Below are 23,732 nucleotides of genomic sequence, written 5' to 3' on the forward strand. Positions count from 1 at the left end.
ACTAGGTAACTAGTGAATTTTTCTTTTTCATAGCAATTTTTCCCATCCTTATGCCAATAAGGGTGGGTTTTTTATTTATCTTTATATCATAACGTATAATAATCATTTTTATTATGAAGAATTTAATTGTTAAATCAATTTTTACATTAGTTATTGCAGCTTCGTTTACCGGATGCGGTGAAAATGAAACCAAAGAAATTTATTGTGGTACAGAAATGTCGGCATTTCAGGCTATGGAATTAAAGAAAACAGGTGATGCCGGATATAAGTTCTCGGATGATGATAAAAAGCTGGCAGCTGATGTGATTGAAAAACTTAATGCAATGTACGATGGTAAGTATAAGTTTAATTTAGGTTTTATTGAAAGAGACACTGAAAAGATAAGTTTATATGTTATTGTACCGGATGATAAAGAAGTAATGGAAAAAGTAAGCTGCTTTTTACTACAAAACGATTTTGAAGGGAGGCTTCCTAAAACCAAAAACCTTTTGTTCTATACAGAGTCGTATGATAAGCTGCTTATAGGGATAAAAAATAAACAATAATACTATCAATATAAAAAGAAAGAGCGGCAATAATATGCCGCTCTTTCTTTTTATATGATTAATTCTTAAACCTCTTCCATTGTTATTATTTTTTTCTCAAAGAGTTCGGTAACATCTTCGCTTTCGGGGTTGAGAGTCCATATCTTAAAGCCTAATGCCTCTGCAGCATCGGTATTAAATTTTTTATCGTCTATAAGCAATGTGCGCTTTGGGTGTATGTCGTGATTATTTATAAGGTAGTTGTAAGCTTCTATGTCCGGTTTTCGGACTCCTATTTCATGGGAGAAATAAACCTTTTCAAAACACTGGTAGAAATCCATGTAAAAAGAGGCCCCTGCGTCATGCTCAAACTTTTCTATATGTATAGGGTCGGTATTGCTTAACAGAAAGCAACGGTAATTAGCTGAGAGCTTTTGAAGGAACTCCAGTCTGTAAAGCGGAAAGTCGCCTATACCTGCATTCCAGGCTTCACGTATTTTTCCCGGATCGGCATTAGGTATGTAGGCTTTTATTCCTCTAAGGAAATCTGCCTCTTTAATCTTTCCTGTTTCAAACCTTTTTTCAAGCTTGTCCAATTCTTCAGTCCATTCTTTAAGGCCCAGGTTTTTCAGCGCATTATCGCGGGCTACATTATCTTTATTGATAAAAACATCGCCGAAATCAAATATAATAGTGTTAATCATGATTCCTGAAAATTAAAAGTTCGTCATTAAGTACAGTGTACCTTTTTGCTGCTGTGGCGTTTAATACCGGTGCTTTTATCCCCTCATGAAAAAGGGTTTCACCTTTAAAAACCCTGGCTTCGTCCCACAAACCATAATCAATAAAAGTTTGGAGGGTTTGCCTACCGCCCTCAATAATGACCGACTGAATGTTATGTTGGTATAACACCTGCGTTATCTGCCGGGGGAGGCTCTCGTTAAAATCTATTTTTTCAAAAAGGAAATTCCCTAAGTTAGGCAAATTCGTTTTTTCTGTCAAGATAATTGTATTTATTTTTTGATTTTTAACAAAATAACTACCTGGTATTCTGTTGTTTCTGTCTAAGATAATTCTTGTTGGGTTTGGTCCTGTCCAGTCTCTTACATCAAGTTTAGGATTATCGTCCATAACCGTATTAGTGCCGGCGAGTATGCTCATTTCTTCGCTACGCCATTTATGTACTAGCTGCCTGGAATAAGAATTGGCTATCCAAACAGGCTTTTTGCTTTCAACTGTGCCATCGTTAGGCCTGTTCTTTTGTGACGGACTTATAAAGCCATCAGCCGTTTGTGCCCACTTTAATATTATATATGGTCGTTTCTTTTCATGAAAAGTAAAGAAGCGCCTGTTAAACTCACGACATTCTTTTTCCAATACTCCTATAATTACTTCGCGATTTGCTTCCTTAAGCTTTTTTATACCGTTTCCTGCTACCTTTTCATGTGGGTCGGTTATTCCTATTACTATGGTTTTTATTTGCTGCTGTATGATTAAATCGCAACATGGAGGTGTTTTTCCGTAATGGCTACAGGGTTCCAGACTTACATAAAGGGTAGACAGGGGAATTAAATGTTTGTCTTCTTCTTTTACGGAATTAACGCAGTTTACCTCTCCGTGAGGTCCTCCGTAAGGAGAGGTGTGTCCTTCTCCTATAATTTTACCGTTATATACAAGTACAGCCCCTACAGAAGGGTTAGGCATAGCTTCCCTTAAACCTTGTGCGGCAAGGTCAAGACAGCGTTGCATGTAAAGTTCGTGGTTCATGGGTAGCGTAGTAAAACATCAAAGTTACAAAGTTTTATGCAGTGACAATTTCAAATTGAGTAGTTTTGCAAAATGGATTCGGTTATCATCAGGCCAATAGTGAAAGAAGACAATATAGCGGTTGCAAAAGTAATACGCGATGTACTTATAGAGCATAATGTGCCTAAGGTAGGTACGGCTTATGCCGATGCTTCTCTTGACTATATGTTTGAAACTTACAGCACATCCAATTCGGTATATTATGTGGTGGAAAAAAATGGCAAAATTATTGGAGGAGCAGGTATAGCACCTTTAGAGAACGGACCTGAAGATACCTGCGAACTGCAGAAGATGTATTTCCTGAGCGAAGCAAGAGGGCTTGGGCTAGGAGAGAAAATGATGCAAAAATGTATAGAGAGCGCTTCGGGTTTTGGCTTTAAAAGATGTTATTTAGAAACTATGCCATACATGGAGAGTGCACAAAAGCTGTATAAAAAGTCAGGATTTAATTATCTTGATGCCCCAATGGGCTGTACAGGTCATAATTCTTGTCCTGTGTGGATGATAAAAGAACTGAATTAACCAATGAACATTAGAGAGTACCGTAGTTTTTTTCTGGAGAAGCTAAGTGCTGTTTATGATACAGCAGAAGCTGAAAGCCTTTTTTACATATGTCTTGAAAACCTGAAGAGGTGGAAAAAGATAGATCTTGCCATGAATAGTAATGCTGAACTGACAAGAATAGAGCTTATTAAGTGGAATGAGGTTCTTACCGAACTGGAAGAACAACGCCCCATACAGTATATTTTTGAGAATGCCCATTTTTACGGACTTGAATTCTTTGTGAATGAGAGTACGCTTATTCCGCGGCCTGAAACCGAAGAGTTGGTAGAATGGATTATTAATGAGAATAAAGATAAGAAGGATATAAAAATCCTGGATATAGGTACCGGTAGTGGCTGTATAGCTATTACGCTGGCTAAATACCTGCCTAATGCTAAGGTATTTGCTATAGATGTATCTAAGGATGCCCTGGCAACGGCAAAAAGAAATTCGATTAGGAATGAGGCTGACGTTACTTTTATAGAAAAAGACATACTGACAACAGAATCACTTCCCGAAAGTTTTGATGTAATAGTATCTAATCCTCCTTATGTACGTAATCTGGAAAAGCACGAGATTAAGAAAAACGTATTGGCATTTGAACCTCACCTGGCACTTTTTGTAGATGATAACGACCCTTTGCTTTTTTACAGGAAAATAGCACAGCTTGCTAAAGCCAGTTTGCCAAAAGAGGGGAAACTTTACTTTGAAATAAATCAGTACTTAGGTTCAGAAACAGTAACTATGCTGAAGGAAAAGGCTTATAGTAATGTAGTGCTTAAAAAAGATATTTATGGCAACGACCGTATGGTTGCTGCTACACTTAAATAATTATTCATAACGCAGCGATTCCACCGGATCTAAAGCCGCAGCTTTAATAGCCGGGTAAGCACCTGATACTATAGTTACAACTAACACTGTACCGAATGCAGCCATAGTGGCTGTCCATGGCATAGGGAAAGAACCATTTATAAGAAGTGAAACCCCAAAACCGGTAAGTAGTCCCAATAATAGTCCTAATACGCCACCAAAAAAGCTTATTATCAGTGTTTCTGTAAAAAACTGCATGGCAATGGTATTTTTTGTAGCTCCTAATGATTTACGTACTCCAATTTCTCGTGTACGCTCGGTTACCGATACCAGCATGATATTCATAAGTGCTATGGAAGAACCAAAAACGGTAATGATACCTATTAACCAGGCGGCTGTTCCTAAAATCCCTATTTGGGTAATTAGTCTTTGTAATAATTCATCACTACGCTGTACACCAAAATTGTCTCCTTCAATGGGGTTTAGTTTTCTTACCCTTCGCATGGTGATTATGGCTTCGTCTACAGCACCGTCAATCATATCCTGATTTTCGGTTTTTACTTTTATATCGTAGTTTATGTTAGGTGCGGTAAATAACGATCTCGCTACCTGAATTGGTAATAGTACTCTTAAATCCTGTCTGTTGCCAAAGGTAGATCCCTGCTCTTTTAAAACACCTATAACCTTAAACTTTGCGCCTCTTATGGATAGGGTTTTACCTATAGGGTTTACATCTTTTAAAAGTCCTTTTTCAAAGTCAGAGCCTACAACACATACATAGTTGTTATTTTCAATATCAAACGAGGTAAAGTTTCGGCCTTTTGTGGTTTCAAGTCCGGAATTAGGCATGAAATAATGGTCTACACCCAGTATATTAATTTCCGGATCGGTCTTTTCTGCACCGTATTTTACTTCAATACCACTGGCTGCTGTAAAAGAAAGAGAAACAGTAGAGAGCGGGAAATTATATTTTTCCTGAAATGCCTTAGCCTGAGGGTATGTAATGGTTGGGTTAACTTTTACTTCATTAGAATTTTGTCTTATCTGTTCGGAAAAATCATAACGACTTAAAGAGAAAGTATTGGTTCCCATGCTTGAAAAATTGCCTGTAATAGTGTTTTCTAATACGGTTACTGCTGCAAGAATCCCTACAAGTCCCCAAATACCAACCCCAATAATAAGTACTGTAAGTATGGTGCGAAGCAATTGTGTCTTGATGGAACTGAAGGCTATTTTTGTATTTTCCCTAAACAGGCTAAACATAAATTATGATTTTAGCCACTAAAATACATAATTTGTTTCATGTTTGCAGAGTAAATTAATCAGGATGATGTTATGTAAGCTTAAAAGGTAATAATAGTAAGCAAAAGCCTTAAACTAAAAGCGCAAACTGTATTATATTTGCAATTAAATTAAAAATAAGATTTACTATGGCACAAAAACCGGGAATTCCGAAAGGCACAAGAGATTTTTCACCAGCAGAGGTGGCTAAGCGTCAATATATAATATCGGCGATAAAGCATCATTTCGAGACTTTTGGATTTCAGCCAATAGAAACTCCTACATTCGAAAACTCATCTACCTTAATGGGTAAGTATGGGGAAGAAGGAGACAGACTTATTTTTAAAATTTTGAATAGCGGTGATTATTTAAAAGATATTCGTGAAAATTGGGATCATGCTTCCCTTTTTGTAATTAACTTTTCTCATTTATTTACAGGCTTGTTTAAAAGATATAAGAGTAATGAAAATGACTATAATGAGGCCTTAGAAGAAGGGTTAGATATCTTTTTTTCTTATGATAAACAGGATAGAAGTTTTTTGAAAAGTTTTTTTACTACTCGAGAATTAGATTTAATTAAAATATTTGATAATATTGATAACTCAATAAGTAAATTCAAGTTTGAAGAACAAGAATTTTTTAGACTTGCACAGAGAGAATATCTTGACGTTAAACTGGCTAAACTATATGACAGTAATAAAATAGCGTCTCAAATTTCAGAAAAAGCCCTTCGTTATGATTTAACAGTGCCTTTTGCACGTTATGTGGTGCAGCACCAAAACGATATTGTATTCCCTTTCAAGCGTTACCAGATACAACCTGTATGGAGGGCGGATAAGCCTCAAAAAAGTCGTTACAGGGAGTTTTATCAGTGTGATGCTGATGTAGTTGGTTCTAAATCGTTATGGCAGGAGGTAGAGTTTGTGCAGCTGTATGATAATGTTTTTGCCTCTTTAGGACTTAGCGGTGTAACCATTAAGATTAATAACCGTAAAATACTTTCTGGTATAGCTGAAGTGATTGGAGCGAAAGATAAACTTATAGATTTTACTGTTGCCCTGGATAAGCTTGACAAAATAGGGGAAGATGGTGTTAAGAAGGAAATGCTTGAAAAAGGTATAAATGAAGATGCAATACAAAAGGTACAGCCACTATTTAATTTTACCGGAACCATTAACGAAAAGCTGGATAAATTAAATGCTTTACTAGCTTCGTCTGAAGAAGGTTTGAAAGGTGTAGAGGAGCTTCGCTTTATATGTGATAATGTTGCTGCTGTAGGTCTTGGCGAGTCAGTACTGGATCTTGATGTTACTTTAGCACGCGGACTAAACTATTATACCGGGGCTATATTTGAGGTTTCGGCTCCTGCCGGAGTAAAAATCGGCTCTATAGGCGGAGGCGGCAGATATGATGATCTTACAGGTATATTTGGTTTAAAAAATATGAGCGGTGTAGGTATATCATTTGGTTTAGACAGGATTTATGATGTAATAGAAGAACTTAATTTATTCCCTGAAACCGTAACCGAAGCTACAAAGGTTTTATTTATAAACTTTGGTGATAATGAATCGTTATACGCTGTAAAAGCGATAAAGAAATTAAGGGAAAGCGGAATCAAATCAGAACTTTATCCTGATGCTGCCAAAATAGGAAAACAGTTTCAGCACGCAGATAAAAGAGAAATACCTTTTGCGGTATTGACTGGTGCAGAAGAAATAGCTAATAATACGTTTACGTTAAAGGACTTGAAATCTGGGGAACAAACTTTGGTTACCTATGATGAGTTGAAACAAAAACTTCAATAATATAAAAAAGCCTCTTTTTAAAGAGGCTTTTTTATACCTCTATGGTCTGAATGCTGTTTCGGGTTACAAGACCTGTTGTGTCTTCCACTATTTCTATTCCTAAAATTTCAAAAGGGCGTTCTATAAAACCGTGTATAGATATATAATCCATAGCCAGTGTATCAAAACTATCGGGGTGAAGGACAATAGCAATACTGTCTGTTAACTCGTTTTCGAGTATGAAGTCCCTGATTCCGGCAAAATTTATTTTACCATTTTGCATGTTTACGTTATTTGGTAATCAGGTATTTATTGGGGAGGTTAATTGTACTGCAATTTGCAACTTTATTCCTATAATGTGTGTTATGCTATTTTACTATAATAGTTATAAGATTGTGATGTAAACAAAAAAATCCGGCCTTATGACCGGATTTTTTGTGATTTTGGTTAGCAAGATGAATTTTTATTGAACTGCATCTAAAATGTGAATTTTGCTTTTAGGTATATTACCATTGTTATCCTGAAGGATTTCAATGCCTAAAATTTCAAACGGGCGCTCAATTTGATTATCATTAAAATCCAGGTAATCCAGCACCAATTCATCAAAACTGTCAGGGTGTAGCACAATTGATACACTATCAGTTAATTCGTTTTCAATAATAAATTCACGCATAGCGTCATAAGTAATTTTCTCCATAAGCTTGGTTATTTAAGTTTTCATAAAAATAGATATTCTGATGAATCAACCTAAGGGAAAACTGTTAAAAATTTAAACTTTAACAAATTAAAAAACGATGTAGGTAAAATATTGTTATAAAAAAGTTAATAAAATTGCCGTTTAGAGATGTTGTTAAAATACTGACAATGTGTGATATTATGTTCTTTCTTGTTAAAAAGCTATTTTAGAATTCATTTTTTAAATAAAAAATATCTTTCTCTAAATAAATTTAAGTAAAGTTGCATATTCAATTAATATATAAATATTCATGATTTTGCGCTTTAAACTACAATTACTTTTATCAATTGTTTTTATTTCATTTACAGGATATTCTCAAAATAAAGAAGAGGTTTTAGAGCAGGGTAAACTTCTTTATAAATCGGAAAAAGCTTCATGGCATGGAACCGATTTACTAATGGAACGCTTTAAAGCTAAGACAAAAGTTGTAGGCGGCTATTTTTCTTATACCGAAAATAACAGGAATATTAATGTATTCTATAATAGGGACACAGTGCCACAGGTAATTTTATCTTTTTCATTTGATGATACCTATTTACCGGGAGCAGTTAAAATTGATAGTGTGGCAAGAGATCTTTCCTCTTACGAAAAAAGCCTTTATATCATTAGGAAAAAAGCAATGGAAGAGCTGCAAACCAATGAGGTGTTTGAGTTTTATAATGGTACAAACTTTAATCCGGTACCAATTATATACAAAGGTAAAAAGATGGTTTATTTTTTTACAGGGCCGCAATCCAGTAATGTTGTGATTTTTGGTAATGACTACCTTATTACTTTTAATGAAGATGATACTGTACAGTCGGTTAAAAAGCTTCACAGTAGCATTATACCTCTTAACTATAGTAATGACCCAAATCAAATCAGTTCACTGCATAGCCATAATGATGAATCGGGAGATATTATAACTGCGACCGATATATGTACCTTAATGCTTTACAGCCCGTATACAAACTGGGAAAATCATTATGTGCTTTCTACAAAATATGTTTCGGTTTGGGACTGTATTAAAAACGAACTTAGGGTAATTGACAGATCAACCTGGGAAAAGGCCATGAAGCCAAATAATGAATAGAGCTTATTCTTTAATAATATTATTCAGTTGCTCCAGTAAAGGTATCTGCTTTTCATTGATAAGGTTTTTGGCTTCTTCGAAGCTAAACCATCCTGCACGGTCAATTTCAGGGAATACTGTATGTTTTCCGGATTTTGGCGGCCATTCGAGGGTAAATGTATTACTCTTGATAACATAAGGATCTAAATCTCCTTTAGCAGCCCAACAAAATACTTTTTTGCCTCCTTTTTGAATTATGGGTAGTAGTTCGATAAAAGGAGGAATAGGTGTATATCCTGTTTCTTCTTCAAATTCTCTAGTAGCGGTAGTAAGAGGAATTTCATTTGGGAGGCTTTCTCCTTTTGGTATGGTCCACCAACCTTCATTTTTATTTTTAAAATAAGGACCTCCCGGATGAACCAGGAAATATTCGATGTTGTTATTTATATTCCTGAATAACAGGATTCCGTAACTAATTTTCATTTTTTTCTAAAAATGTGCAGTTAATAGATAAAAATAAGCATTTCGTAGTAATGTTAATGTTTTTAAGAAAATTTAAACATTTATTATCACTTTATTATCAAAATTTTAAGGAAAAAACATTGATATTTGCAACATTAACCAACAACAATTTACCCCATGAAAAAGAACATCGACCTTGCTACCATCAAAAGATTTATTCTGGCCAATGCTTTAAAAGGAAATGTGATGCTTATGCTTCATCCTTCTAACTTTGAAAAATTGGTTAATGCCGGAAAAAAGAAAGTTAAATCATTACGTGTTGCGGGAGTAAATATTATTGCCGATAACAATAATGAGGTGAAAGAAAACGAAATTGATGTACTTGAGATTAATTTAGCATAGTACATCAGTAAAGCTAAAAACGAGAAAAGAGCTGCCTTAATAAAGGCAGCTCTTTTTTGTTTTATCAATTTATAACATCCTTAAGAATACTTTATCATATCATTGGCTGTTAGGAGGTTAGTTATTAAATAACTTTATACTAAGTAATTAACCTAAAAAAAAGCAAAATTATGGAAGCCAATGTAATACAGCCGAAAGCTACGGCTACAGATAGTAAAAAGCAGAATTTTTCAAAATATGATCCTTCAGGAACAGATCCTAATCGTTATGCGGCAGTATCCAATCCTAAAGAGGCAGATGAATACCTTCATGGGAAGAAAAGTATTATACCGGGATTAAGGGTAAATGTAGGTACTACAGAAAGGTTACTTATGATAGCTGCAGGTTCTTACCTGTTATACCGCGCATTGAAAAAGAATGATGACAGCAAGGTATTAGAGAGTATGGCTGCGGGGACTATGCTTTTTAGAGGAGTAAGTGGTTATTGCCCTGCTTATGATGCCCTGAAAGGGAGTAAAATGCTTAAAAGTAATAATATTTCTATCACTGCTAACTTAACAGTTGATAAGCCTGCACATGAGGTTTACAGTGCGTGGCGTACTTTAGAAAACCTTCCGTTGTTTATGAAACATTTGGAAAGTGTGACTGAAGTAAGCGAAAACGTTTCTGAATGGAAAGCAAATATACCCGGAGGTCTAGGTTCAATTAAATGGAATGCAGAGATATTGATGGATGAACCGAATAAGGTGTTGAGCTGGCAATCGCTGCCGGGTGCAACAATTAATAATTCTGGTAAAGTGAAGTTTAAAGATAATGGGGCGAGTACAGAAATAGATGTTACTATTTCTTATCATGCGCCGCTAGGTATGCCGGGTGCCGGTGTAGCTAAATTACTTAATCCGATGTTTGAAAATATCGTATTTAATGATATAGAGGGCTTTAAAAGTTACATGGAGTCCGGTAACGCGCCTATACCGCAGGAATAAAGATTCCTTTTTAGTAGTGCCTTTGGGCACAAAAAAACTCCTCTTTTTTAAAGAGGAGTTTTTATTTTTTTAATTGGCTGTATGCCTTATTTAATAATTCCAAAAATTCCGGCTGCAACCATTGCAGCAATGATAGCCCCAACAGCAATTTCAATATATCTTATAATATTATCTTTCTTTTTGAAAGCTAAGTGAAAGTTATATTTCTTTTTACGGGCTAAAGTGTTTCCGTTGTAGTTAGGTGTGTTTTTCATAGCATTATTCGTTTATTACGTGGATAAATTTAATACATGCTAAATTTTAATGAAAATCATTTAACATTGCCTTAAAAATAATTATTTATTTGTAAAATCCAAATAGTATGCCATGTTTCGTTATTCGATTGGGTTTAACTAATTTTGTGCTTTAATATTACATTTTGAAAAAAGAAATTGTTGTTATAATAGGTGGGCCGGGCTCCGGCAAGACTTCTATAATAGATGAGCTTATTAAAAAAGGACATATCTGTTACCCTGAAGTTTCTCGCGAGGTAACGCTTGAAGCTAGAATACAGGGTATAGAACAGCTTTTTTTAGAAAAACCATTGCTTTTTAGTGAACTTTTACTTGAGGGCAGGAAAAAACAACACGCAGATGCTTTACAGGAAGAGTCACGGATAGTTTTTTTAGACAGGGGAATACCCGATGTGCTGGCTTATATGCATTATATAGGAGATTCATATCCTGTAGCTTTTGATGATGCCTGCAAGGAATATCGCTATACTAAGATTTTCTTTTTGCCACCCTGGGAAGAAATTTACTCTCCAGATGAAGAACGTTATGAAAACTGGGAACAGGCTAAGTTAATAGCCGATCATTTAGTGGAAACCTATACAAATTATGGTTATAATTTAATTGAAGTGCCAAAAGATACGGTTGATAACAGAATTCTTTTTATCTTAGGGCATCTTTCTTAATTTGAGTATGCAGCAACCCCTAGATATTTTAAAAAACTATTGGAAACACGATAGTTTTAGGGAACCACAGGAACAAATAATACAATCTGTTTTACAGGGAAAAGATACACTTACCATTATGCCAACCGGTGGAGGTAAGTCGGTGTGCTTTCAGGTGCCTGCTATGTTAAAAGAAGGCATTTGTCTTGTAATTTCCCCTTTGGTAGCATTAATGAAAGATCAGGTTGCTAATCTTCAGCAAAAAGGGATTAAAGCTATTGCGCTTACAGGAGGCATATCTGTTGATGAAATAAGTGATTTGCTGGATAATTGCCGTTTTGGTAACTATAAGTTCTTATATCTCTCGCCGGAAAGACTTCAGGCCGACTGGATATTGGACAGATTAAAGGAACTACCTATAAATCTTGTTGCTGTAGATGAGGCACATTGTGTATCGCAATGGGGGCACGATTTCAGGCCGGCTTATTTAAAGATATCTTCCCTAAAAAACTATCTGCCTAAAGTTCCTTTTCTGGCTTTAACCGCTTCGGCTACAAAAAGGGTGAGGGAAGATATTATTAAACACCTGCAACTTGATAGTCCTGCTGTTTTTGTAAAATCGTTTACAAGGGAAAATCTTGCTTATATGGTTTTTGAAACAGAAGACAAACTACACAGGATGCAGCAGATTCTTACTAAAAATCCGCAATCTTCCATAGTATATGTGCGAAACAGAAAATCATGCCATGATGTGTCAAGACAGTTGGAGTCGTTAGGCTTTAAGGCTACTTTTTATCATGGGGGGCTTACATCAGTAGAGAAGGAAAAGAATATGAAGCTGTGGTTAAGCAATCAGGCTCAGGTTATGGTGGCTACCAATGCTTTTGGTATGGGCATAGATAAACCGGACGTTAAAACGGTAATACATATACAACTTCCCGAAAATATGGAGAGTTATTATCAGGAAGCTGGCAGGTCTGGGCGTGATGGCACAAAGGCATTTGCGGTTTTACTTGTAAATGCATCTGATGCGCAGATAGGTAAAAAGCAGTTTTTAGAAGTGCTGCCTGACAGGCATTTTTTAAAAGACGTATATATAAGACTTAATAACTATTTGCAGATAGCTTATGGTGAAGGTATAAATCAAAGCTTTGCCTTTAATTTTAATGTTTTTTGCAGGCAGTATAATCTTCCGGTTGTAAAAGCGTACAATGCTTTGCAGTTTTTAGACAGGCAAGGTATTATTACCATGACAAAAGAGTTTTCGGAAAAAATCACTATCCAGTTTCTTATATCCAGTAAAGAGGTGATGAGGTATGTTAGCCTTAACCAAAATGATGAGGAAGTTATTCTTGCCATATTAAGGAATTATCCCGGAATATTTGATATGGAGACAAATCTTAATGCCGATTTGATTATAAGGAAAGCCAAAACCACTCTGGAGGAACTACAACAGGTTTTAAAAAGGCTGAGTGATAAAGAGGTTATATCGTATCATAGTTTGGGTAACGACAGCAGGCTTACTTTTAATGAGGTTAGAGAGGATGATTTAACCATCAATAGGGTTGCTAAGTTTTTAGAGAGACAGAATGATATTAAAACTACGCAGCTTGACCGGGTTATTAGTTATATAAATGATACCGAAACCTGTAAAAGCAGGCTGATATTAAACTATTTTGATGAAGAGTCTGATAAGGACTGCGGGATATGTTCCTGGTGTATAAATAAGGTTAGAAAAGCTAAGGAGCCGGCTGAAACGGCTACTGCAATTTTAGAGTTACTTGAAAAGGGAGCTATGTCGTCAAGAGATATAGAGGAAAAGCTGGAACTTACGCCAAAGGAGACTATTTTTGCAGTACAGATCCTTTTAGAAAACGACAGGATTAAGATAAATACCAATAATCAATATATATTAAAGTGATGGAAAGACTGAAGATCGTGTTTATGGGTACGCCGGAATTTGCTGTAGGGATACTCGATACCATATATCAGAATAATTATGACATAGCAGGTGTTATTACTGCACCCGATAAACCTGCCGGAAGAGGTCAAAAGGTAAAATTCTCTGCTGTTAAGGAATATGCACTGGAGAAAGGACTACCACTTTTACAACCGATCAATTTAAAAGACGAATCTTTTTTAGAGGAGCTTAAATCGCTGGAGGCAAATCTTCAGGTGGTTGTAGCTTTTAGAATGTTGCCGGAGGCAGTGTGGAAAATGCCTAAACTGGGTACGTTTAATCTGCATGCTTCATTGTTACCTCAATATAGGGGGGCAGCTCCTATAAACTGGGCAGTCATTAACGGAGAGGTGAGAACCGGAGTTACTACCTTTTTTATAGATGAAAAGATTGATACCGGCGCCATGATATTAAGAGAGGAAACATCTATTGATGATAATGAAACAGCAGGTGAGCTTCATGATAGATTAATGGAGCTGGGGCAAGGTACTGTTTTAAAGACTTTAAAGCTTATAGAGACAGGTCGTGCGGAAACTACAATTCAAAAGGAAACAGAAGATATAAAAACGGCTTATAAACTTAATAAGGATAATTGTAAAATAGACTGGTCTAAACCGGGTAGGGAAATACATAATCTGGTAAGAGGGCTTAGTCCGTATCCGGCTGCATGGTGCTTTGTAAAAGATAATGGAGAGGAGTGGAATGTGAAGATTTATGAAACCGTGTTTGAAGAAACAAAGCCAAATGAGACTGCAGCAAGCATAATTGCGGGTAAAAAAGAGATAAAAGTTGCTGTGACTGATGGTTATCTACATATAAAAAGTCTTCAGTTTCCCGGAAAGAAAAAAATGACAGCTCAGGAATTGCTTAACGGTATGCAGTTTTCTGACGCTGCTAAGGTTCTGTAACCCCAATAAACACTGATATTTTAAGAAAATTTTAATAAAACAAACAAGTTTATTAACATTTAAACCGAAGTTATCAACAAATAAACGGAATTAACCTATAAACACTTGTGTAATTTGATTTTCCTATTAAATTTGTAGTACAGGATTAGAAAAACAATAATTTTAACCAAACAATTAATAACAATTATTATGAACAAATCAGAATTAATCGACGCAATGGCTGCAGATGCAGGAATCTCTAAAGGTGCAGCAAAAAAAGCTTTAGAATCTTTTGTTGGTAACGTAGGCACTACATTACAAAAAGGAGGAAGAGTATCACTTGTAGGATTCGGATCTTGGTCAGTGTCTAAAAGAGCTGCTAGAGAAGGTAGAAACCCTCAAACAGGTAAAACAATTAAAATTGCTGCTAAAAACGTGGTTAAATTTAAGCCAGGGGCTGAGCTTGATGGATCTGTAAATAAGTAATATCAGTTTGCATATAGTATAAAAGCCTCCATATTTGGGGGCTTTTTCTTTTAAACTTTTATAAATTGTTTTGGATGTAGGTAATTTTTTCTTTAAATTTATTTCAAAATGCAAAGACTATGATTTCACTAAAACCCAAAAAAGGTCACCTGCTGATTGCAGAGCCTTCCTCCATTGGAGATCTGTCTTTTAACAGATCTGTAGTTTTACTAGCCGATCATAATGCAGAAGGTTCTATAGGCTTCATCCTTAATAAACCTTTAGGTTATTCGATACAGGATCTTATTCCTGAAATTCATGGTAAGTTTAAAATATATAATGGCGGGCCTGTAGAACAGGATAATTTGTATTTTATTCATAATGTTCCAGAGCTTATACCGGAGAGTATAGAAATTTCCAGTGGAATTTACTGGGGAGGTGATTTTAAATCTACCAAAGATTTAATTAATCAGGGTAAAATTAAGCGTAATAATATCCGCTTCTTTTTAGGATATACAGGTTGGGCGGCTCATCAGTTGGAGGATGAACTTGAAGATAATTCATGGATTGTTTCTGAGAACAGTTATGAAAACAAAATCATAGGTAAGTCCAGTACTTCTTTCTGGAAAGAAAAAATCATGGAATTAGGAGGAGAGTATCTGATTTGGTCTAACTCGCCTGAAAATCCGGCGCTTAACTAGCCGAGTCTTATTAAAACATTTAATTTTTTTATCAGTTCGGAAGCCAGAGTGTTTCCGTATTCCTTTTTGCGATATTTTGTTATCGGCTGAATTCCTTTTATCACATTTGTAATAAATATCTCGTCGGCCTTTTGAAGGTCAAAAGGAGATATGCTTTCTTCAGAAACTTCAAGTGCTTCAGTTTTTCGGGCAATAGAAAGTATTTGTTTTCTCATTATGCCGTTTAAACAGCCATCTGTTATAGGTGGGGTGACTAGTTTGTTTCCTTTAAGCATAAAAACATTGCCCTGTAAAGCTTCAATTACGTTTTTGTCATCATTTATAAGCAGGCAGTTGTTAAGTCCATTTTCGTGGGCAAAAATGCTTCCTGTTATCTGAATCATTTTGTTGGTGGTTTTCAGGGTAGACAAAAGCTGCTTGGTAACGTAAAAATCTTTAAACAGATCTACTTCATAAGTGTCTTCATTTAAAGAGTAAAGAGGCTCGGCTATTGCTTCAGCAGTAATTATAAATTCGGCATCATTTGTTGTTGGGAGATATAATCCGCCCGGTTTCCTGAAGAAAATTACCCTTGCGCGGGCAGAAGCTGATATTCCTAAGTTTTCGGTAAGGATTTTAACCTGTTCTTCCATGTATTCCATAGTGAAATGCATAGGGATTTCCATTCTGATAATCCTCATTGATGCCATTAACCTGAAGTAATGATCTTCGGGAAAAAGAATTTTTCCGTCTATTACTTTTAGTGTTTCAAAAACAGCGTCGCCATATAAAAAGCCTCTGTTTTGTTCTAATGAAAGGTTTGTGTTATCTGTAAGGTTACCGTTATAGTTAATCATAAAAAAAGCCCTGAAAATTCAGGGCAAATATAGCTTTTATATGAATGAATTCCTAAACGGAACCGATAACATGTTTAAGGTCGGAAATTTGATTTTCCCACAACTGTTTAGACTCGTCAACATCGTCTTCGTCAGCAAAATCAACAACAACTAAGGAAACGTCTTTCGTGATTTCATCCACAAGTATGCGCATTTCAAAATAATAGTCGGTATCGTTATTGTCGTCATCTAACCAGCGAAACTTAACTTTTTCACCATTTTTCTTAGAAGTCATCCTTGCTTTTTCCTCACTGTCGTTCCAAATAAAACTAAAAACTTCTCCTCTTGAGTTTACATTGTCTGCAAACCACTCTGAAAGACCTGAAGGGGTAGATATATATTGGTATAACAGTTGGGGTGAAGAGGTTAGGGGGAATTCTATTTCATATTTTACTTTTACGTCCATACTTAGTTATTTTTTGGAAATATATAATAATTACTATTCATATAAAAGCGATTTGAAAAATAATTTTTTTTCTGCAAAATATATTTGCAACCTTTAAATTTAGTTATATATTTGCACCCGCATTCAAGGATGTAATAACCGAGAATAAATGGCGAGGTAGCTCAGTCGGTTAGAGCGCAGGATTCATAACCCTGAGGTCACGGGTTCAACTCCCGTCTTCGCTACAAAATTTGTAAAAAGCTGTAAGAAAAACTCTTGCAGCTTTTTTTGTTTTTATACCTCTGTGGTTTTTTAGTTTAAAGCGATTTTAATTCTTAAAAACGATTCTTGTTTTTTTACTTTTTATCCTTCTTTTTACTTGCTTTTCATTTAAAATTTTTCGCTTATTAAAATCTTACATATTTAACTCCTTGCTAAAGAGCTTTTTTCGTGTTATTTCTAAAAAAAAACATAAAAAAATAACAGGTTATTACAACTTTGTTATTTAATTAACAAACGTATAATTCTTACAACTTTTAACAGATTAAACTGGTTATATTTGTTAAAAGGCCAGTATTTTTATGGCTTAAACATAAATTACGCTAATTAATTATCAACTAAATTTTTTTTCTATGAAGTTAAAATTACCTCGTTTTCTTTGTGCGCTGGTTCCTTTAATGTCGCTATCTGCGGCTGCTCAGGAGTACGTGCCTCTTACCGTAACATCGGGCTATAATGCAGACGTGGTTGCAAATGGTGCTGGTAGTGCTTCTTCATCTACCAGTATTCAGGTTGACAACGACAGTTTTGCCTTTTTAAGTACTGACTTTGTTTCGCCAAGTAATGCATCATATTCAGGAGCTTTGCCAGCTACAGGTTTAGTGAATTCAGCTGCTACTGCAGGATTAAGCTATCAGTTTGCTCCATTTAGCGGTAACAACTCTATGCGTATTCCTACTTCTTCTACCAGTTTAACAGCAGTTTTTTCTAATCAGGTAATGGCTAGTAAGCTTTATTTACTTGGTACCTCAGGAAGTGGACAGTCAACAATATCAGTAACAGTTAATTTTACTGATGCGACTTCGCAAGTTTCTACAGGTTTAATACTGCCGGACTGGTTTAACAGTACATTACAACCGGTAGCTGTATCTGGTTTTGGTAGGGTTAGTATTGCTACTAATGCTATTGAAACTCCAACAGGAAACCCAAGACTTTATCAGTTAACAGTAAATATTGATGCTGCAAATCAGGGTAAGCTTATTGAAAGTGTTCAGGTAACTAAAACATCTACTGCTGCCAGTGTTGTAAACATTATGGCTTTTACTGCAGATGCTATTCCTTCTTGTCCGGCTCCAACTAATCTTACTTCTTCTTCTACGCCGGATAGCGGTACAGTATCATGGTCTCCTGCACCGGTAGTGCCTTCTGGAGGATATGATTATTACATGTCTGCAACAAACACTCCTCCTACAGAAACTACTGAGGTTACTAACGTAGCTAATACTGTTAACTCGGTTACATTTGAAGATTTAACAGCTGGTACTACATATTATGTATGGGTGAGATCTAATTGTGGAACGGATGATTTAGGTAACTGGGTAATGACTACCGTTACTCCCGGACAAATTACGGCTACTTATAGCTTAGGTGATGCTAGTACATCTTTGCAGGGAGATCCTACACCTACAACTATTTCAAGTTGTCCTGTTCCATTATCAGTAACAGTGCCTGATGGGTATCAGGTGGCATCTGTTGATGTGTCTTATAATATGTTCTCGCAAAATAATGCTTATAAGTCAGAACAGCGTTCTATACTTTATTGTGTTACCTCTGGTAATGCAGAGCCTTCTGTAGCTGTTGGCGGTCCTGCTGATTTTCTGGGAGGACTTGTAACATATAACCGTACTGGACTATCAATTGCTAATGGATTAACTGGTGTTGTTCAGTTTCAATTAAGAGCGATGAGAACTTGGGGTCCTAATGAAGATTGCGGTGTATTTTACACAGCTGTAGTTAATGGTACATTTGAAATTACGGTTACTTATGAGCCATTCGTGTGTGATTTGCCTGCACCAGAAGCTGATGATCAGATAGCATGTGGAGGTATTGGTTTTACAGTTTCAGATTTAATGGTAGAGGGAGCTGGTAATACTGAGTTCTACTGGTATGCTACTGAAGATGCTACTGAGCCTTTGGATCCTGAAACTCTTATCGAGGAAGATGGTACTTATTATGTTTCTCAATATATAGGAACTTGTGAGAGTGACAGAACAGAAGTAGCTGTGACAGTGAACTCTGTAAACCCTCCAACTGCAGATGCTGAGCAAACAGTTTGTCCGGGATCTCTTATTGCGGATTTAACAGCTCAGGCTGAAACAGGCGGTGTTCTTTTGTGGTTCTTAACTGCTGATGCTCCAAACCCAGTGGGTACAAATACCCCTCTTACTGAAGGTTCGTATTTTGTATGTCAGCAAAAAACAGGTTGCCGTAGCCCGAGAGTTGAGGTTGAGGTGGTATTTACAGATGTTCCTCTTCCAACTGTAGAAGATCAGGAAGTTTGCCAGGGAGCAACAGTTGCTGATCTTGTTGCTGAGGGTGATGAAGGTGCAGCTATCCATTGGTATGCTACTGCTGATTCTCCTTTTGTTCTTAATGGAACTACAGTGTTACAGGAAGGTACTTATTTTGTAGCTCAGGCTCCTGAAAATTGTGGAGATAGTGACAGGGTAGAAGTACAAATTACTTTTACAGAAGTGCCTGTGCCAACAACATCTGCCAGTCAATCTCTTTGTGAAGGTGCAACGGTGGGTGATTTAATGGCTCTTGCAGAAGGTGAAGGTATGCTACACTGGTATGCTACTGCCGATGCTCCAAACCCGTTAAATGAATCAACACTAATTCAGCCGGGATCATATTTTGTTTCTTTTGAACAGTATGGTTGTGGAGAAAGTGAAAGGGTTGAGGTTGTTGTAGACTTTAACGAGATTGCTGCTCCCGGAACTGAAACTAATCAATATTTTTGTGGTAGTGTAACTGTTGATGAATTATTCTCAGTTGCTCTTCCTGGTGCTCAGGTACAATGGTATGCTACAGAAGATGCTGAAGAGCCAATTGCTGAAGGCACTGAACTTGAGCCCGGAACTTATTTTGCAAGACAGATAATTGCAGGATGTGTAAGTGCTGCAAACGATACTCATGTGTTTGTTAATGCTGTGCCAGATGCTCCTACAGGAGATGAAAACCAATCTTTTGCTGAAGGTTCTGTTGTGGAATCTCTAGAGGTTACTGCTGCCGGAAACGGTACTTTGAATTACTATGTGATGGTAGAAGGCGAGATGGTAGCTGTAGAGCCGGGGGATGAACTAATGGATGATACGGTTTACTATGTTACACAAACTGTTGAGGGTTGTGAAAGTGAGCCTCTTGAAGTTGAGGTTGCTATACTTCTTGGTGTAAATGATTTTGCTGCTGCAGGGTTGCAGGTTTATCCTAACCCGGTAGAAAGTATGCTAACTATTACAAGTAAAGAGTTTGTTTCTCAAATAACTATTACCAACCTATTAGGTCAAAAAGTAATGGATGTTGCTGTGAACGGTAACAATACAGAGCTAAATGTTTCTTCTCTGCCGCAGGGTACATATATCCTTCAGGTATATGGAGAGGAAGGGAAATCTCACTCTACTAAAATTGTAAGAAAGTAATTTCTAATAATATATAGTATAAAAAGGGCGCTATTAAGCGCCCTTTTGTTTTTTAAAGCCCTATAATACTAATTGGTTAAATTGCATACAGGGCTTTTATCGTATTACGAATGCTGTAGTTCCAGCTCGTTGTAATTTTTGTTGTCATTAGTTTCCGGTACCTCCACGTACTTTATTTTAAACATGGAGCGTATTATGGCAGCAGTACATAAAACACTTATAAGTAATACTGTTAGGTGAACGGCTTTAAAGATAAGATAGTTGGCTTCTCCTGTTTTGGTAAATTCTACAGAAAGGTTGTATCCTGAAATTGCCATCAGCACAACCGTTGGTATCAGCAATACTAGTTTCATACTGTTTATTTTTTATTGATTTGTATACTGCAATTTCGCTCTTATAAATCATAATTTTAGCCAACCATATGCTAATTAATGCTTAAAATTTATATTGTAACTAATTAGTTAACAGAATGATAAAAACTAACTTGATTATAAAGGGTAATAATGTAAATATGCATTACGTTTGTATTAAAGTATATGTAAAATGAAAAGTTGTGTAAAAGAATTTTGTAATTTTATAACGGATATGAAGCTGAATGAGTACAAACAATTAAGTGATGAAAAGCAGTATAATATACTTTGGGATAAAGGTGTTTTAGTTGATGCCTGTATTGAAGGTAAAGTGAAAAAACTGCTATATGCCATAGACAATTTTTTTGTTGAACTATGGTGCGATTTGTTAACTAATAATGTGAGCTGGAAACTCAGTTTTAAACAGGGGCGGCTTTTAGAGAAATATCTTAACCGATATCCGCTGGAGTTTATTTACAATATAGAAAAGGAATAAAAAAAGGCACTCATTGAGTGCCTTTTTTTATTTTACTGTAACAGCTTTATCAATTAGCCAGTTGTAAAGACGTTCTGCATCGTTTACATTAAACAAGCCAGTGCCGGGGTTCATGGTCGCTGCCGTGCCGCAGGCAACACCCATACAGGCCATTTGTGTTGCTGATCCGTTTTTTGCAAGTATAGATACCATTCCGGCAACCATGCTGTCTCCGGCGCCTACTGTACTCAGTTTTTTTACAGAAGGGGCGGGTATATGCAGGCAACTATTAGCAGTTACCAGATACGCTCCCTGCGGACCCATAGATACCACTATCATTTGAGCCTTCCCTTCTTTTATAAGTTTTTTAGCCGCTTCGTCAGCCGCTTCGTTGTCTAATGTTTCTATTCCTGTAAGACGACTTAATTCGCCAAGATTTGGTTTTAGCAGGTAAACACCTTCTTCCAGTATTGCAGTAAGTGCATCGCCCGATGTATCGGCTACCACTTTAGCTTTTTTCTGTTTGGCAATGGCCGTAATTTGTTTAAGTACGGCAGCATCCATCTCCGGAGGAAGGCTTCCGCTTATAACAACTATTTCGGGAAAAGGCGAGAAATTGCTGATAGTGTCTATTATTTTATTGACCTCTTCATTGCTTACAACTTCGCCAGGCATACCAAAACGGTACTGTTCGTTACTTACAGTATCTACGATAGTGAAATTTTCACGAGTTTCTCCCTGTGTGTTTACAGGTAGTATGTCTACTTTTTCTTTTAACAGTAATTCTTCAAGGAGTTTGCCGGTGCGCCCACCCGACGTGAATAAAGCTGTGGAGTTTATACCAAGCCTTACGAGTCCGCGTGAAACATTAATACCTCCGCCTCCCGGTTCATATTTAGGAGGTGCGCAGCGTAGTTTTTTTTCCGGTTTAATATTGGCTACTTCACTGCTTTTATCTACAGTGGGATTTAGTGTAATAGTAAGTACTTTCATTAAGGTTTAGGCTTATTATTTAGATAAAAGCTAATTTACCAAAATGATTGGTTTTGCACGTATGCAAAAAAGTAAAAATTAATAAAGCAAGTGGAAGGTGTGTGGGGTGAGTGTGTGTGAGGGAAAGATTAAGGCTGTAAAAAGCGCTCCAATATGCTATACTCGTTGCTTAGCTCGATATAATAGCAGTCTTTAGGGATTTCTACATCAAATTTTGAGATTTGCTTATCGGTAAAACCACGTTGTTTAAGCTCCTCTTTAGTGTGAAGTAGTACAGGCTCATCACCCACGTAATACAAATTTGCATCGTTTTTGCTAATTTCCTTAACGTGACCTGAGATGCCATAATCCATCGAATTATACAGCAAATCTTTTTCCAGCTCTTCGTCTGAAAGCTGGTTAATCCATGCTTTAAGGTCTTTCAGCTTCATAGGCTACAATTATTTTTAATGCTTAGCCTTTGGGGGACTAATCGGTTAATACACATAAAAATACGACGTAAAAATATTAAAATTTTGTTAATCTTTTATTAATAATCCTACTTTTTTGCATTAGAAAAAATAATTTATTATAGTGTAGCCGCCCTGAAGTTGGATTTATTCAGCTATTACTGACTTTAACCGATTTTGGTAAACTGTATATCGTCTAGATGTCACAAGGCAAAATGTTAGGGTTACTGTTCCTGTTAAACAAGTCTATAGATAACCAGATTTGAAGGGATTAAGATAAGGTTAATTTAAGGTTTTGCTCAATAAAGCCAGTGTTTAAGCGTTATATTAGCAGCTAAGGTGTTTAAAGAAAGTTTTTAATGAAGAAGTTAGATTTAAAGCATACCACATTCCATATTTTGATAGGAATTTATTTTTTGTGGGTCGCAGTAATTACCGTACTTATAGGTTTGACTGCCTTTAATCAAATAAACCATATAAATACCGAACTTAATGAAGTATTCCTGTTCTGGATACTTTTAAACCTGTTTATGGGTACTGCTATTTTTACAGTAATAAGAATGTTTAGAAATAAAACTATAGTAAACAGGATAGTACTTTATACTTATGTATTTGTTGTGGGCGCTTCGGCAGGGGTTTGGTATTTGGTAAAAGCATAAAAAAACCGCTGCTAAGGGTTGCAGCGGTTTTTAACCAAATAAACAATCTAAAATAACCTAACCTTTTTATGAAGATTTGTATTATATAGATGCAAATAATATAAAAAGGTTGCTTGATTAAAGAAAATATTTGTGTACTTTGTAAATCGTAACCCCAACAGTTATTTATAATAGATTTAGTGGGGTATAGTGTATATTTGCGTTTTATTTTTAATGTAGAATGGATAAGAAAAGCGAAGATTTTTATAGGAGACTTCATGAAGAATTAGCCGGATCAACTACTTGGCCCTCTGAATATTTATTTAAATTCATTGTGCCTTCAGATCCTGAAAAAATTAAAGAAATAGAAAAAGCCTTTGACCAAATGGGGGCAGTAATTGAAACAACACAATCCAAAACTGGAAAGTATACCAGTGTTTCAATAAATGTAACAATGAAAAGTGCCCAGGCTGTGGTAGATAAATATATTGAAATGTCTACCATAGAAGGTATCATTTCACTTTAAAAACAAAA

Annotated in this window: 28 protein-coding genes and 1 tRNA gene; 17 read left to right on the forward strand and 12 right to left on the reverse strand. The window is 36.1% G+C overall.

All coding sequences use genetic code 11. From position 1 onward, the window contains the following. Positions 1-113 precede the first annotated feature (113 nt). The gene (locus NU09_RS01500) at positions 114-545 is read left to right on the forward strand and encodes a hypothetical protein (protein ID WP_129749476.1); all 432 of its coding nucleotides are present in this window, start codon (positions 114-116) and stop codon (positions 543-545) included. Between the two features lie 65 nt (positions 546-610). On the opposite strand, the gene NU09_RS01505 is transcribed toward NU09_RS01500, so the two are convergent. Further along, positions 611-1,228 (reverse strand): HAD family hydrolase, encoded by a 618-nt coding sequence (locus NU09_RS01505; protein WP_129749477.1) that lies wholly within the window; start codon positions 1,226-1,228, stop codon positions 611-613. Continuing rightward, entirely contained in the window at positions 1,221-2,291 is a 1,071-nt protein-coding gene (ribD, locus tag NU09_RS01510) for a bifunctional diaminohydroxyphosphoribosylaminopyrimidine deaminase/5-amino-6-(5-phosphoribosylamino)uracil reductase RibD (protein WP_129749478.1), read from the reverse strand. Before ribD ends, NU09_RS01505 begins: the two co-directional genes overlap by 8 nt. A gap of 72 nt (positions 2,292-2,363) precedes the next feature. Between ribD and NU09_RS01515 the strand changes: the two genes are divergently transcribed. Together NU09_RS01515 and prmC are read left to right on the forward strand one after the other, a co-directional pair. Continuing rightward, positions 2,364-2,852, forward strand: coding sequence for a GNAT family N-acetyltransferase (locus NU09_RS01515; protein ID WP_129749479.1), 489 nt, complete (start codon positions 2,364-2,366; stop codon positions 2,850-2,852). Between the two features lie 3 nt (positions 2,853-2,855). Beyond that, complete coding sequence (prmC, locus tag NU09_RS01520) at positions 2,856-3,704, forward strand: peptide chain release factor N(5)-glutamine methyltransferase (RefSeq protein ID WP_129749480.1); 849 nt, start codon at positions 2,856-2,858, stop codon at positions 3,702-3,704. On the opposite strand, the gene NU09_RS01525 is transcribed toward prmC, so the two are convergent. Continuing rightward, positions 3,705-4,946 carry an ABC transporter permease gene (locus NU09_RS01525; protein WP_129749481.1) on the reverse strand — a complete coding sequence of 414 codons (1,242 nt, stop codon included), beginning with the start codon at positions 4,944-4,946 and terminating at the stop codon, positions 3,705-3,707. A gap of 167 nt (positions 4,947-5,113) precedes the next feature. On the opposite strand from NU09_RS01525, the gene hisS reads away from it, so the two are divergent. Next, positions 5,114-6,769 carry a histidine--tRNA ligase gene (hisS, locus tag NU09_RS01530; protein ID WP_129749482.1) on the forward strand — a complete coding sequence of 552 codons (1,656 nt, stop codon included), beginning with the start codon at positions 5,114-5,116 and terminating at the stop codon, positions 6,767-6,769. A gap of 31 nt (positions 6,770-6,800) precedes the next feature. Here the strand turns inward: hisS and NU09_RS01535 are convergent, their stop codons facing one another. Then, a complete protein-coding gene (locus tag NU09_RS01535) occupies positions 6,801-7,031 on the reverse strand; it encodes a hypothetical protein (protein ID WP_129749483.1) in 231 nt (76 codons plus the stop codon). A 180-nt stretch (positions 7,032-7,211) separates the two neighbouring features. Next, entirely contained in the window at positions 7,212-7,445 is a 234-nt protein-coding gene (locus tag NU09_RS01540) for a hypothetical protein (RefSeq protein WP_129749484.1), read from the reverse strand. A 289-nt stretch (positions 7,446-7,734) separates the two neighbouring features. Here NU09_RS01540 and NU09_RS01545 point away from each other — a divergent pair, with 289 nt between their 5' ends. Further along, on the forward strand, positions 7,735-8,556 hold the full coding sequence (locus tag NU09_RS01545) for a hypothetical protein (RefSeq protein ID WP_129749485.1): 822 nt from the start codon (positions 7,735-7,737) through the stop codon (positions 8,554-8,556). Between the two features lie 3 nt (positions 8,557-8,559). On the opposite strand, the gene NU09_RS01550 is transcribed toward NU09_RS01545, so the two are convergent. Next, the gene (locus NU09_RS01550) at positions 8,560-9,018 is read right to left on the reverse strand and encodes an NUDIX hydrolase (RefSeq protein ID WP_129749486.1); all 459 of its coding nucleotides are present in this window, start codon (positions 9,016-9,018) and stop codon (positions 8,560-8,562) included. A 156-nt stretch (positions 9,019-9,174) separates the two neighbouring features. Here NU09_RS01550 and NU09_RS01555 point away from each other — a divergent pair, with 156 nt between their 5' ends. Both NU09_RS01555 and NU09_RS01560 read left to right on the forward strand, forming a co-directional pair. Next, positions 9,175-9,399 carry a hypothetical protein gene (locus tag NU09_RS01555; protein WP_129749487.1) on the forward strand — a complete coding sequence of 75 codons (225 nt, stop codon included), beginning with the start codon at positions 9,175-9,177 and terminating at the stop codon, positions 9,397-9,399. Between the two features lie 170 nt (positions 9,400-9,569). Beyond that, on the forward strand, positions 9,570-10,385 hold the full coding sequence (locus tag NU09_RS01560) for an SRPBCC family protein (protein ID WP_129749488.1): 816 nt from the start codon (positions 9,570-9,572) through the stop codon (positions 10,383-10,385). Positions 10,386-10,471: 86 nt separating this feature from the next. Here the strand turns inward: NU09_RS01560 and NU09_RS17035 are convergent, their stop codons facing one another. After that, on the reverse strand, positions 10,472-10,639 hold the full coding sequence (locus NU09_RS17035) for a hypothetical protein (RefSeq protein ID WP_165357634.1): 168 nt from the start codon (positions 10,637-10,639) through the stop codon (positions 10,472-10,474). Positions 10,640-10,803: 164 nt separating this feature from the next. On the opposite strand from NU09_RS17035, the gene NU09_RS01565 reads away from it, so the two are divergent. From NU09_RS01565 to NU09_RS01585, 5 genes are all read left to right on the forward strand, one after another. After that, on the forward strand, positions 10,804-11,340 hold the full coding sequence (locus NU09_RS01565; RefSeq protein ID WP_129749489.1) for an AAA family ATPase: 537 nt from the start codon (positions 10,804-10,806) through the stop codon (positions 11,338-11,340). 7 nt (positions 11,341-11,347) lie between these two features. Then, positions 11,348-13,240 (forward strand): ATP-dependent DNA helicase RecQ, encoded by a 1,893-nt coding sequence (locus tag NU09_RS01570; protein ID WP_129749490.1) that lies wholly within the window; start codon positions 11,348-11,350, stop codon positions 13,238-13,240. Next, positions 13,240-14,187: a methionyl-tRNA formyltransferase gene (gene fmt / locus NU09_RS01575; RefSeq protein WP_129749491.1), complete on the forward strand. Its 948-nt coding sequence runs from the start codon at positions 13,240-13,242 to the stop codon at positions 14,185-14,187. The genes NU09_RS01570 and fmt overlap by 1 nt, the downstream gene beginning before the upstream one ends. 189 nt (positions 14,188-14,376) lie before the next feature. Continuing rightward, the gene (locus NU09_RS01580) at positions 14,377-14,652 is read left to right on the forward strand and encodes an HU family DNA-binding protein (RefSeq protein WP_129749492.1); all 276 of its coding nucleotides are present in this window, start codon (positions 14,377-14,379) and stop codon (positions 14,650-14,652) included. Positions 14,653-14,771: 119 nt separating this feature from the next. Continuing rightward, positions 14,772-15,332: a YqgE/AlgH family protein gene (locus NU09_RS01585; RefSeq protein ID WP_129749493.1), complete on the forward strand. Its 561-nt coding sequence runs from the start codon at positions 14,772-14,774 to the stop codon at positions 15,330-15,332. Here NU09_RS01585 and NU09_RS01590 read toward each other — a convergent pair. Next, positions 15,329-16,168: an aminotransferase class IV gene (locus NU09_RS01590; protein WP_129749494.1), complete on the reverse strand. Its 840-nt coding sequence runs from the start codon at positions 16,166-16,168 to the stop codon at positions 15,329-15,331. The two genes, NU09_RS01585 and NU09_RS01590, sit on opposite strands and share 4 nt — an antisense overlap. A 52-nt stretch (positions 16,169-16,220) precedes the next feature. Next, entirely contained in the window at positions 16,221-16,613 is a 393-nt protein-coding gene (locus tag NU09_RS01595; RefSeq protein ID WP_129749495.1) for an START-like domain-containing protein, read from the reverse strand. A 150-nt stretch (positions 16,614-16,763) separates the two neighbouring features. Here NU09_RS01595 and NU09_RS01600 point away from each other — a divergent pair. Further along, positions 16,764-16,837 (forward strand) — tRNA-Met (locus NU09_RS01600). 387 nt (positions 16,838-17,224) lie between these two features. Continuing rightward, complete coding sequence (locus tag NU09_RS01605) at positions 17,225-20,293, forward strand: T9SS type A sorting domain-containing protein (protein WP_129749496.1); 3,069 nt, start codon at positions 17,225-17,227, stop codon at positions 20,291-20,293. A gap of 104 nt (positions 20,294-20,397) precedes the next feature. Here the strand turns inward: NU09_RS01605 and NU09_RS01610 are convergent, their stop codons facing one another. Continuing rightward, entirely contained in the window at positions 20,398-20,646 is a 249-nt protein-coding gene (locus tag NU09_RS01610) for a hypothetical protein (RefSeq protein WP_129749497.1), read from the reverse strand. A gap of 190 nt (positions 20,647-20,836) precedes the next feature. Between NU09_RS01610 and NU09_RS01615 the strand changes: the two genes are divergently transcribed. After that, positions 20,837-21,139: a hypothetical protein gene (locus NU09_RS01615; RefSeq protein ID WP_129749498.1), complete on the forward strand. Its 303-nt coding sequence runs from the start codon at positions 20,837-20,839 to the stop codon at positions 21,137-21,139. A gap of 27 nt (positions 21,140-21,166) precedes the next feature. Here the strand turns inward: NU09_RS01615 and NU09_RS01620 are convergent, their stop codons facing one another. After that, positions 21,167-22,111: a 1-phosphofructokinase family hexose kinase gene (locus NU09_RS01620; RefSeq protein WP_129749499.1), complete on the reverse strand. Its 945-nt coding sequence runs from the start codon at positions 22,109-22,111 to the stop codon at positions 21,167-21,169. Between the two features lie 128 nt (positions 22,112-22,239). After that, complete coding sequence (locus NU09_RS01625) at positions 22,240-22,542, reverse strand: hypothetical protein (protein WP_129749500.1); 303 nt, start codon at positions 22,540-22,542, stop codon at positions 22,240-22,242. A 377-nt stretch (positions 22,543-22,919) separates the two neighbouring features. Between NU09_RS01625 and NU09_RS01630 the strand changes: the two genes are divergently transcribed. Both NU09_RS01630 and NU09_RS01635 read left to right on the forward strand, forming a co-directional pair. Further along, positions 22,920-23,219 (forward strand): hypothetical protein, encoded by a 300-nt coding sequence (locus tag NU09_RS01630; protein WP_129749501.1) that lies wholly within the window; start codon positions 22,920-22,922, stop codon positions 23,217-23,219. 220 nt (positions 23,220-23,439) lie between these two features. Next, positions 23,440-23,724 (forward strand): DUF493 family protein, encoded by a 285-nt coding sequence (locus NU09_RS01635; protein WP_129749502.1) that lies wholly within the window; start codon positions 23,440-23,442, stop codon positions 23,722-23,724. Positions 23,725-23,732 lie beyond the last annotated feature (8 nt).

This window comes from Flavobacterium beibuense, from assembly GCF_004151245.1.
GTDB classification, from domain to species: Bacteria; Bacteroidota; Bacteroidia; order Flavobacteriales; family Flavobacteriaceae; genus Flavobacterium; species Flavobacterium beibuense_A.

Excerpts from the sequence above, each read along its gene's own strand:
- NU09_RS01515 (WP_129749479.1), top strand. The coding sequence starts at position 2,364 with ATGGATTCGGTTATCATCAGGCCAATAGTGAAAGAAGACAATATAGCG.
- NU09_RS01540 (WP_129749484.1), bottom strand. The coding sequence starts at position 7,445 with ATGGAGAAAATTACTTATGACGCTATGCGTGAATTTATTATTGAAAAC.
- NU09_RS01590 (WP_129749494.1), bottom strand. The coding sequence starts at position 16,168 with ATGATTAACTATAACGGTAACCTTACAGATAACACAAACCTTTCATTA.
- NU09_RS01625 (WP_129749500.1), bottom strand. The coding sequence starts at position 22,542 with ATGAAGCTGAAAGACCTTAAAGCATGGATTAACCAGCTTTCAGACGAA.
- NU09_RS01580 (WP_129749492.1), top strand. The coding sequence starts at position 14,377 with ATGAACAAATCAGAATTAATCGACGCAATGGCTGCAGATGCAGGAATC.
- hisS (WP_129749482.1), top strand. The coding sequence starts at position 5,114 with ATGGCACAAAAACCGGGAATTCCGAAAGGCACAAGAGATTTTTCACCA.
- NU09_RS01635 (WP_129749502.1), top strand. The coding sequence starts at position 23,440 with ATGGATAAGAAAAGCGAAGATTTTTATAGGAGACTTCATGAAGAATTA.
- NU09_RS01500 (WP_129749476.1), top strand. The coding sequence starts at position 114 with ATGAAGAATTTAATTGTTAAATCAATTTTTACATTAGTTATTGCAGCT.
- NU09_RS01595 (WP_129749495.1), bottom strand. The coding sequence starts at position 16,613 with ATGGACGTAAAAGTAAAATATGAAATAGAATTCCCCCTAACCTCTTCA.
- NU09_RS01610 (WP_129749497.1), bottom strand. The coding sequence starts at position 20,646 with ATGAAACTAGTATTGCTGATACCAACGGTTGTGCTGATGGCAATTTCA.
- NU09_RS01505 (WP_129749477.1), bottom strand. The coding sequence starts at position 1,228 with ATGATTAACACTATTATATTTGATTTCGGCGATGTTTTTATCAATAAA.
- NU09_RS01550 (WP_129749486.1), bottom strand. The coding sequence starts at position 9,018 with ATGAAAATTAGTTACGGAATCCTGTTATTCAGGAATATAAATAACAAC.
- NU09_RS01615 (WP_129749498.1), top strand. The coding sequence starts at position 20,837 with ATGAAAAGTTGTGTAAAAGAATTTTGTAATTTTATAACGGATATGAAG.
- NU09_RS01560 (WP_129749488.1), top strand. The coding sequence starts at position 9,570 with ATGGAAGCCAATGTAATACAGCCGAAAGCTACGGCTACAGATAGTAAA.
- NU09_RS01605 (WP_129749496.1), top strand. The coding sequence starts at position 17,225 with ATGAAGTTAAAATTACCTCGTTTTCTTTGTGCGCTGGTTCCTTTAATG.
- fmt (WP_129749491.1), top strand. The coding sequence starts at position 13,240 with ATGGAAAGACTGAAGATCGTGTTTATGGGTACGCCGGAATTTGCTGTA.
- NU09_RS01620 (WP_129749499.1), bottom strand. The coding sequence starts at position 22,111 with ATGAAAGTACTTACTATTACACTAAATCCCACTGTAGATAAAAGCAGT.
- NU09_RS01525 (WP_129749481.1), bottom strand. The coding sequence starts at position 4,946 with ATGTTTAGCCTGTTTAGGGAAAATACAAAAATAGCCTTCAGTTCCATC.
- NU09_RS17035 (WP_165357634.1), bottom strand. The coding sequence starts at position 10,639 with ATGAAAAACACACCTAACTACAACGGAAACACTTTAGCCCGTAAAAAG.
- NU09_RS01545 (WP_129749485.1), top strand. The coding sequence starts at position 7,735 with ATGATTTTGCGCTTTAAACTACAATTACTTTTATCAATTGTTTTTATT.
- NU09_RS01555 (WP_129749487.1), top strand. The coding sequence starts at position 9,175 with ATGAAAAAGAACATCGACCTTGCTACCATCAAAAGATTTATTCTGGCC.
- NU09_RS01585 (WP_129749493.1), top strand. The coding sequence starts at position 14,772 with ATGATTTCACTAAAACCCAAAAAAGGTCACCTGCTGATTGCAGAGCCT.
- NU09_RS01630 (WP_129749501.1), top strand. The coding sequence starts at position 22,920 with ATGAAGAAGTTAGATTTAAAGCATACCACATTCCATATTTTGATAGGA.
- ribD (WP_129749478.1), bottom strand. The coding sequence starts at position 2,291 with ATGAACCACGAACTTTACATGCAACGCTGTCTTGACCTTGCCGCACAA.
- NU09_RS01570 (WP_129749490.1), top strand. The coding sequence starts at position 11,348 with ATGCAGCAACCCCTAGATATTTTAAAAAACTATTGGAAACACGATAGT.
- NU09_RS01535 (WP_129749483.1), bottom strand. The coding sequence starts at position 7,031 with ATGCAAAATGGTAAAATAAATTTTGCCGGAATCAGGGACTTCATACTC.
- prmC (WP_129749480.1), top strand. The coding sequence starts at position 2,856 with ATGAACATTAGAGAGTACCGTAGTTTTTTTCTGGAGAAGCTAAGTGCT.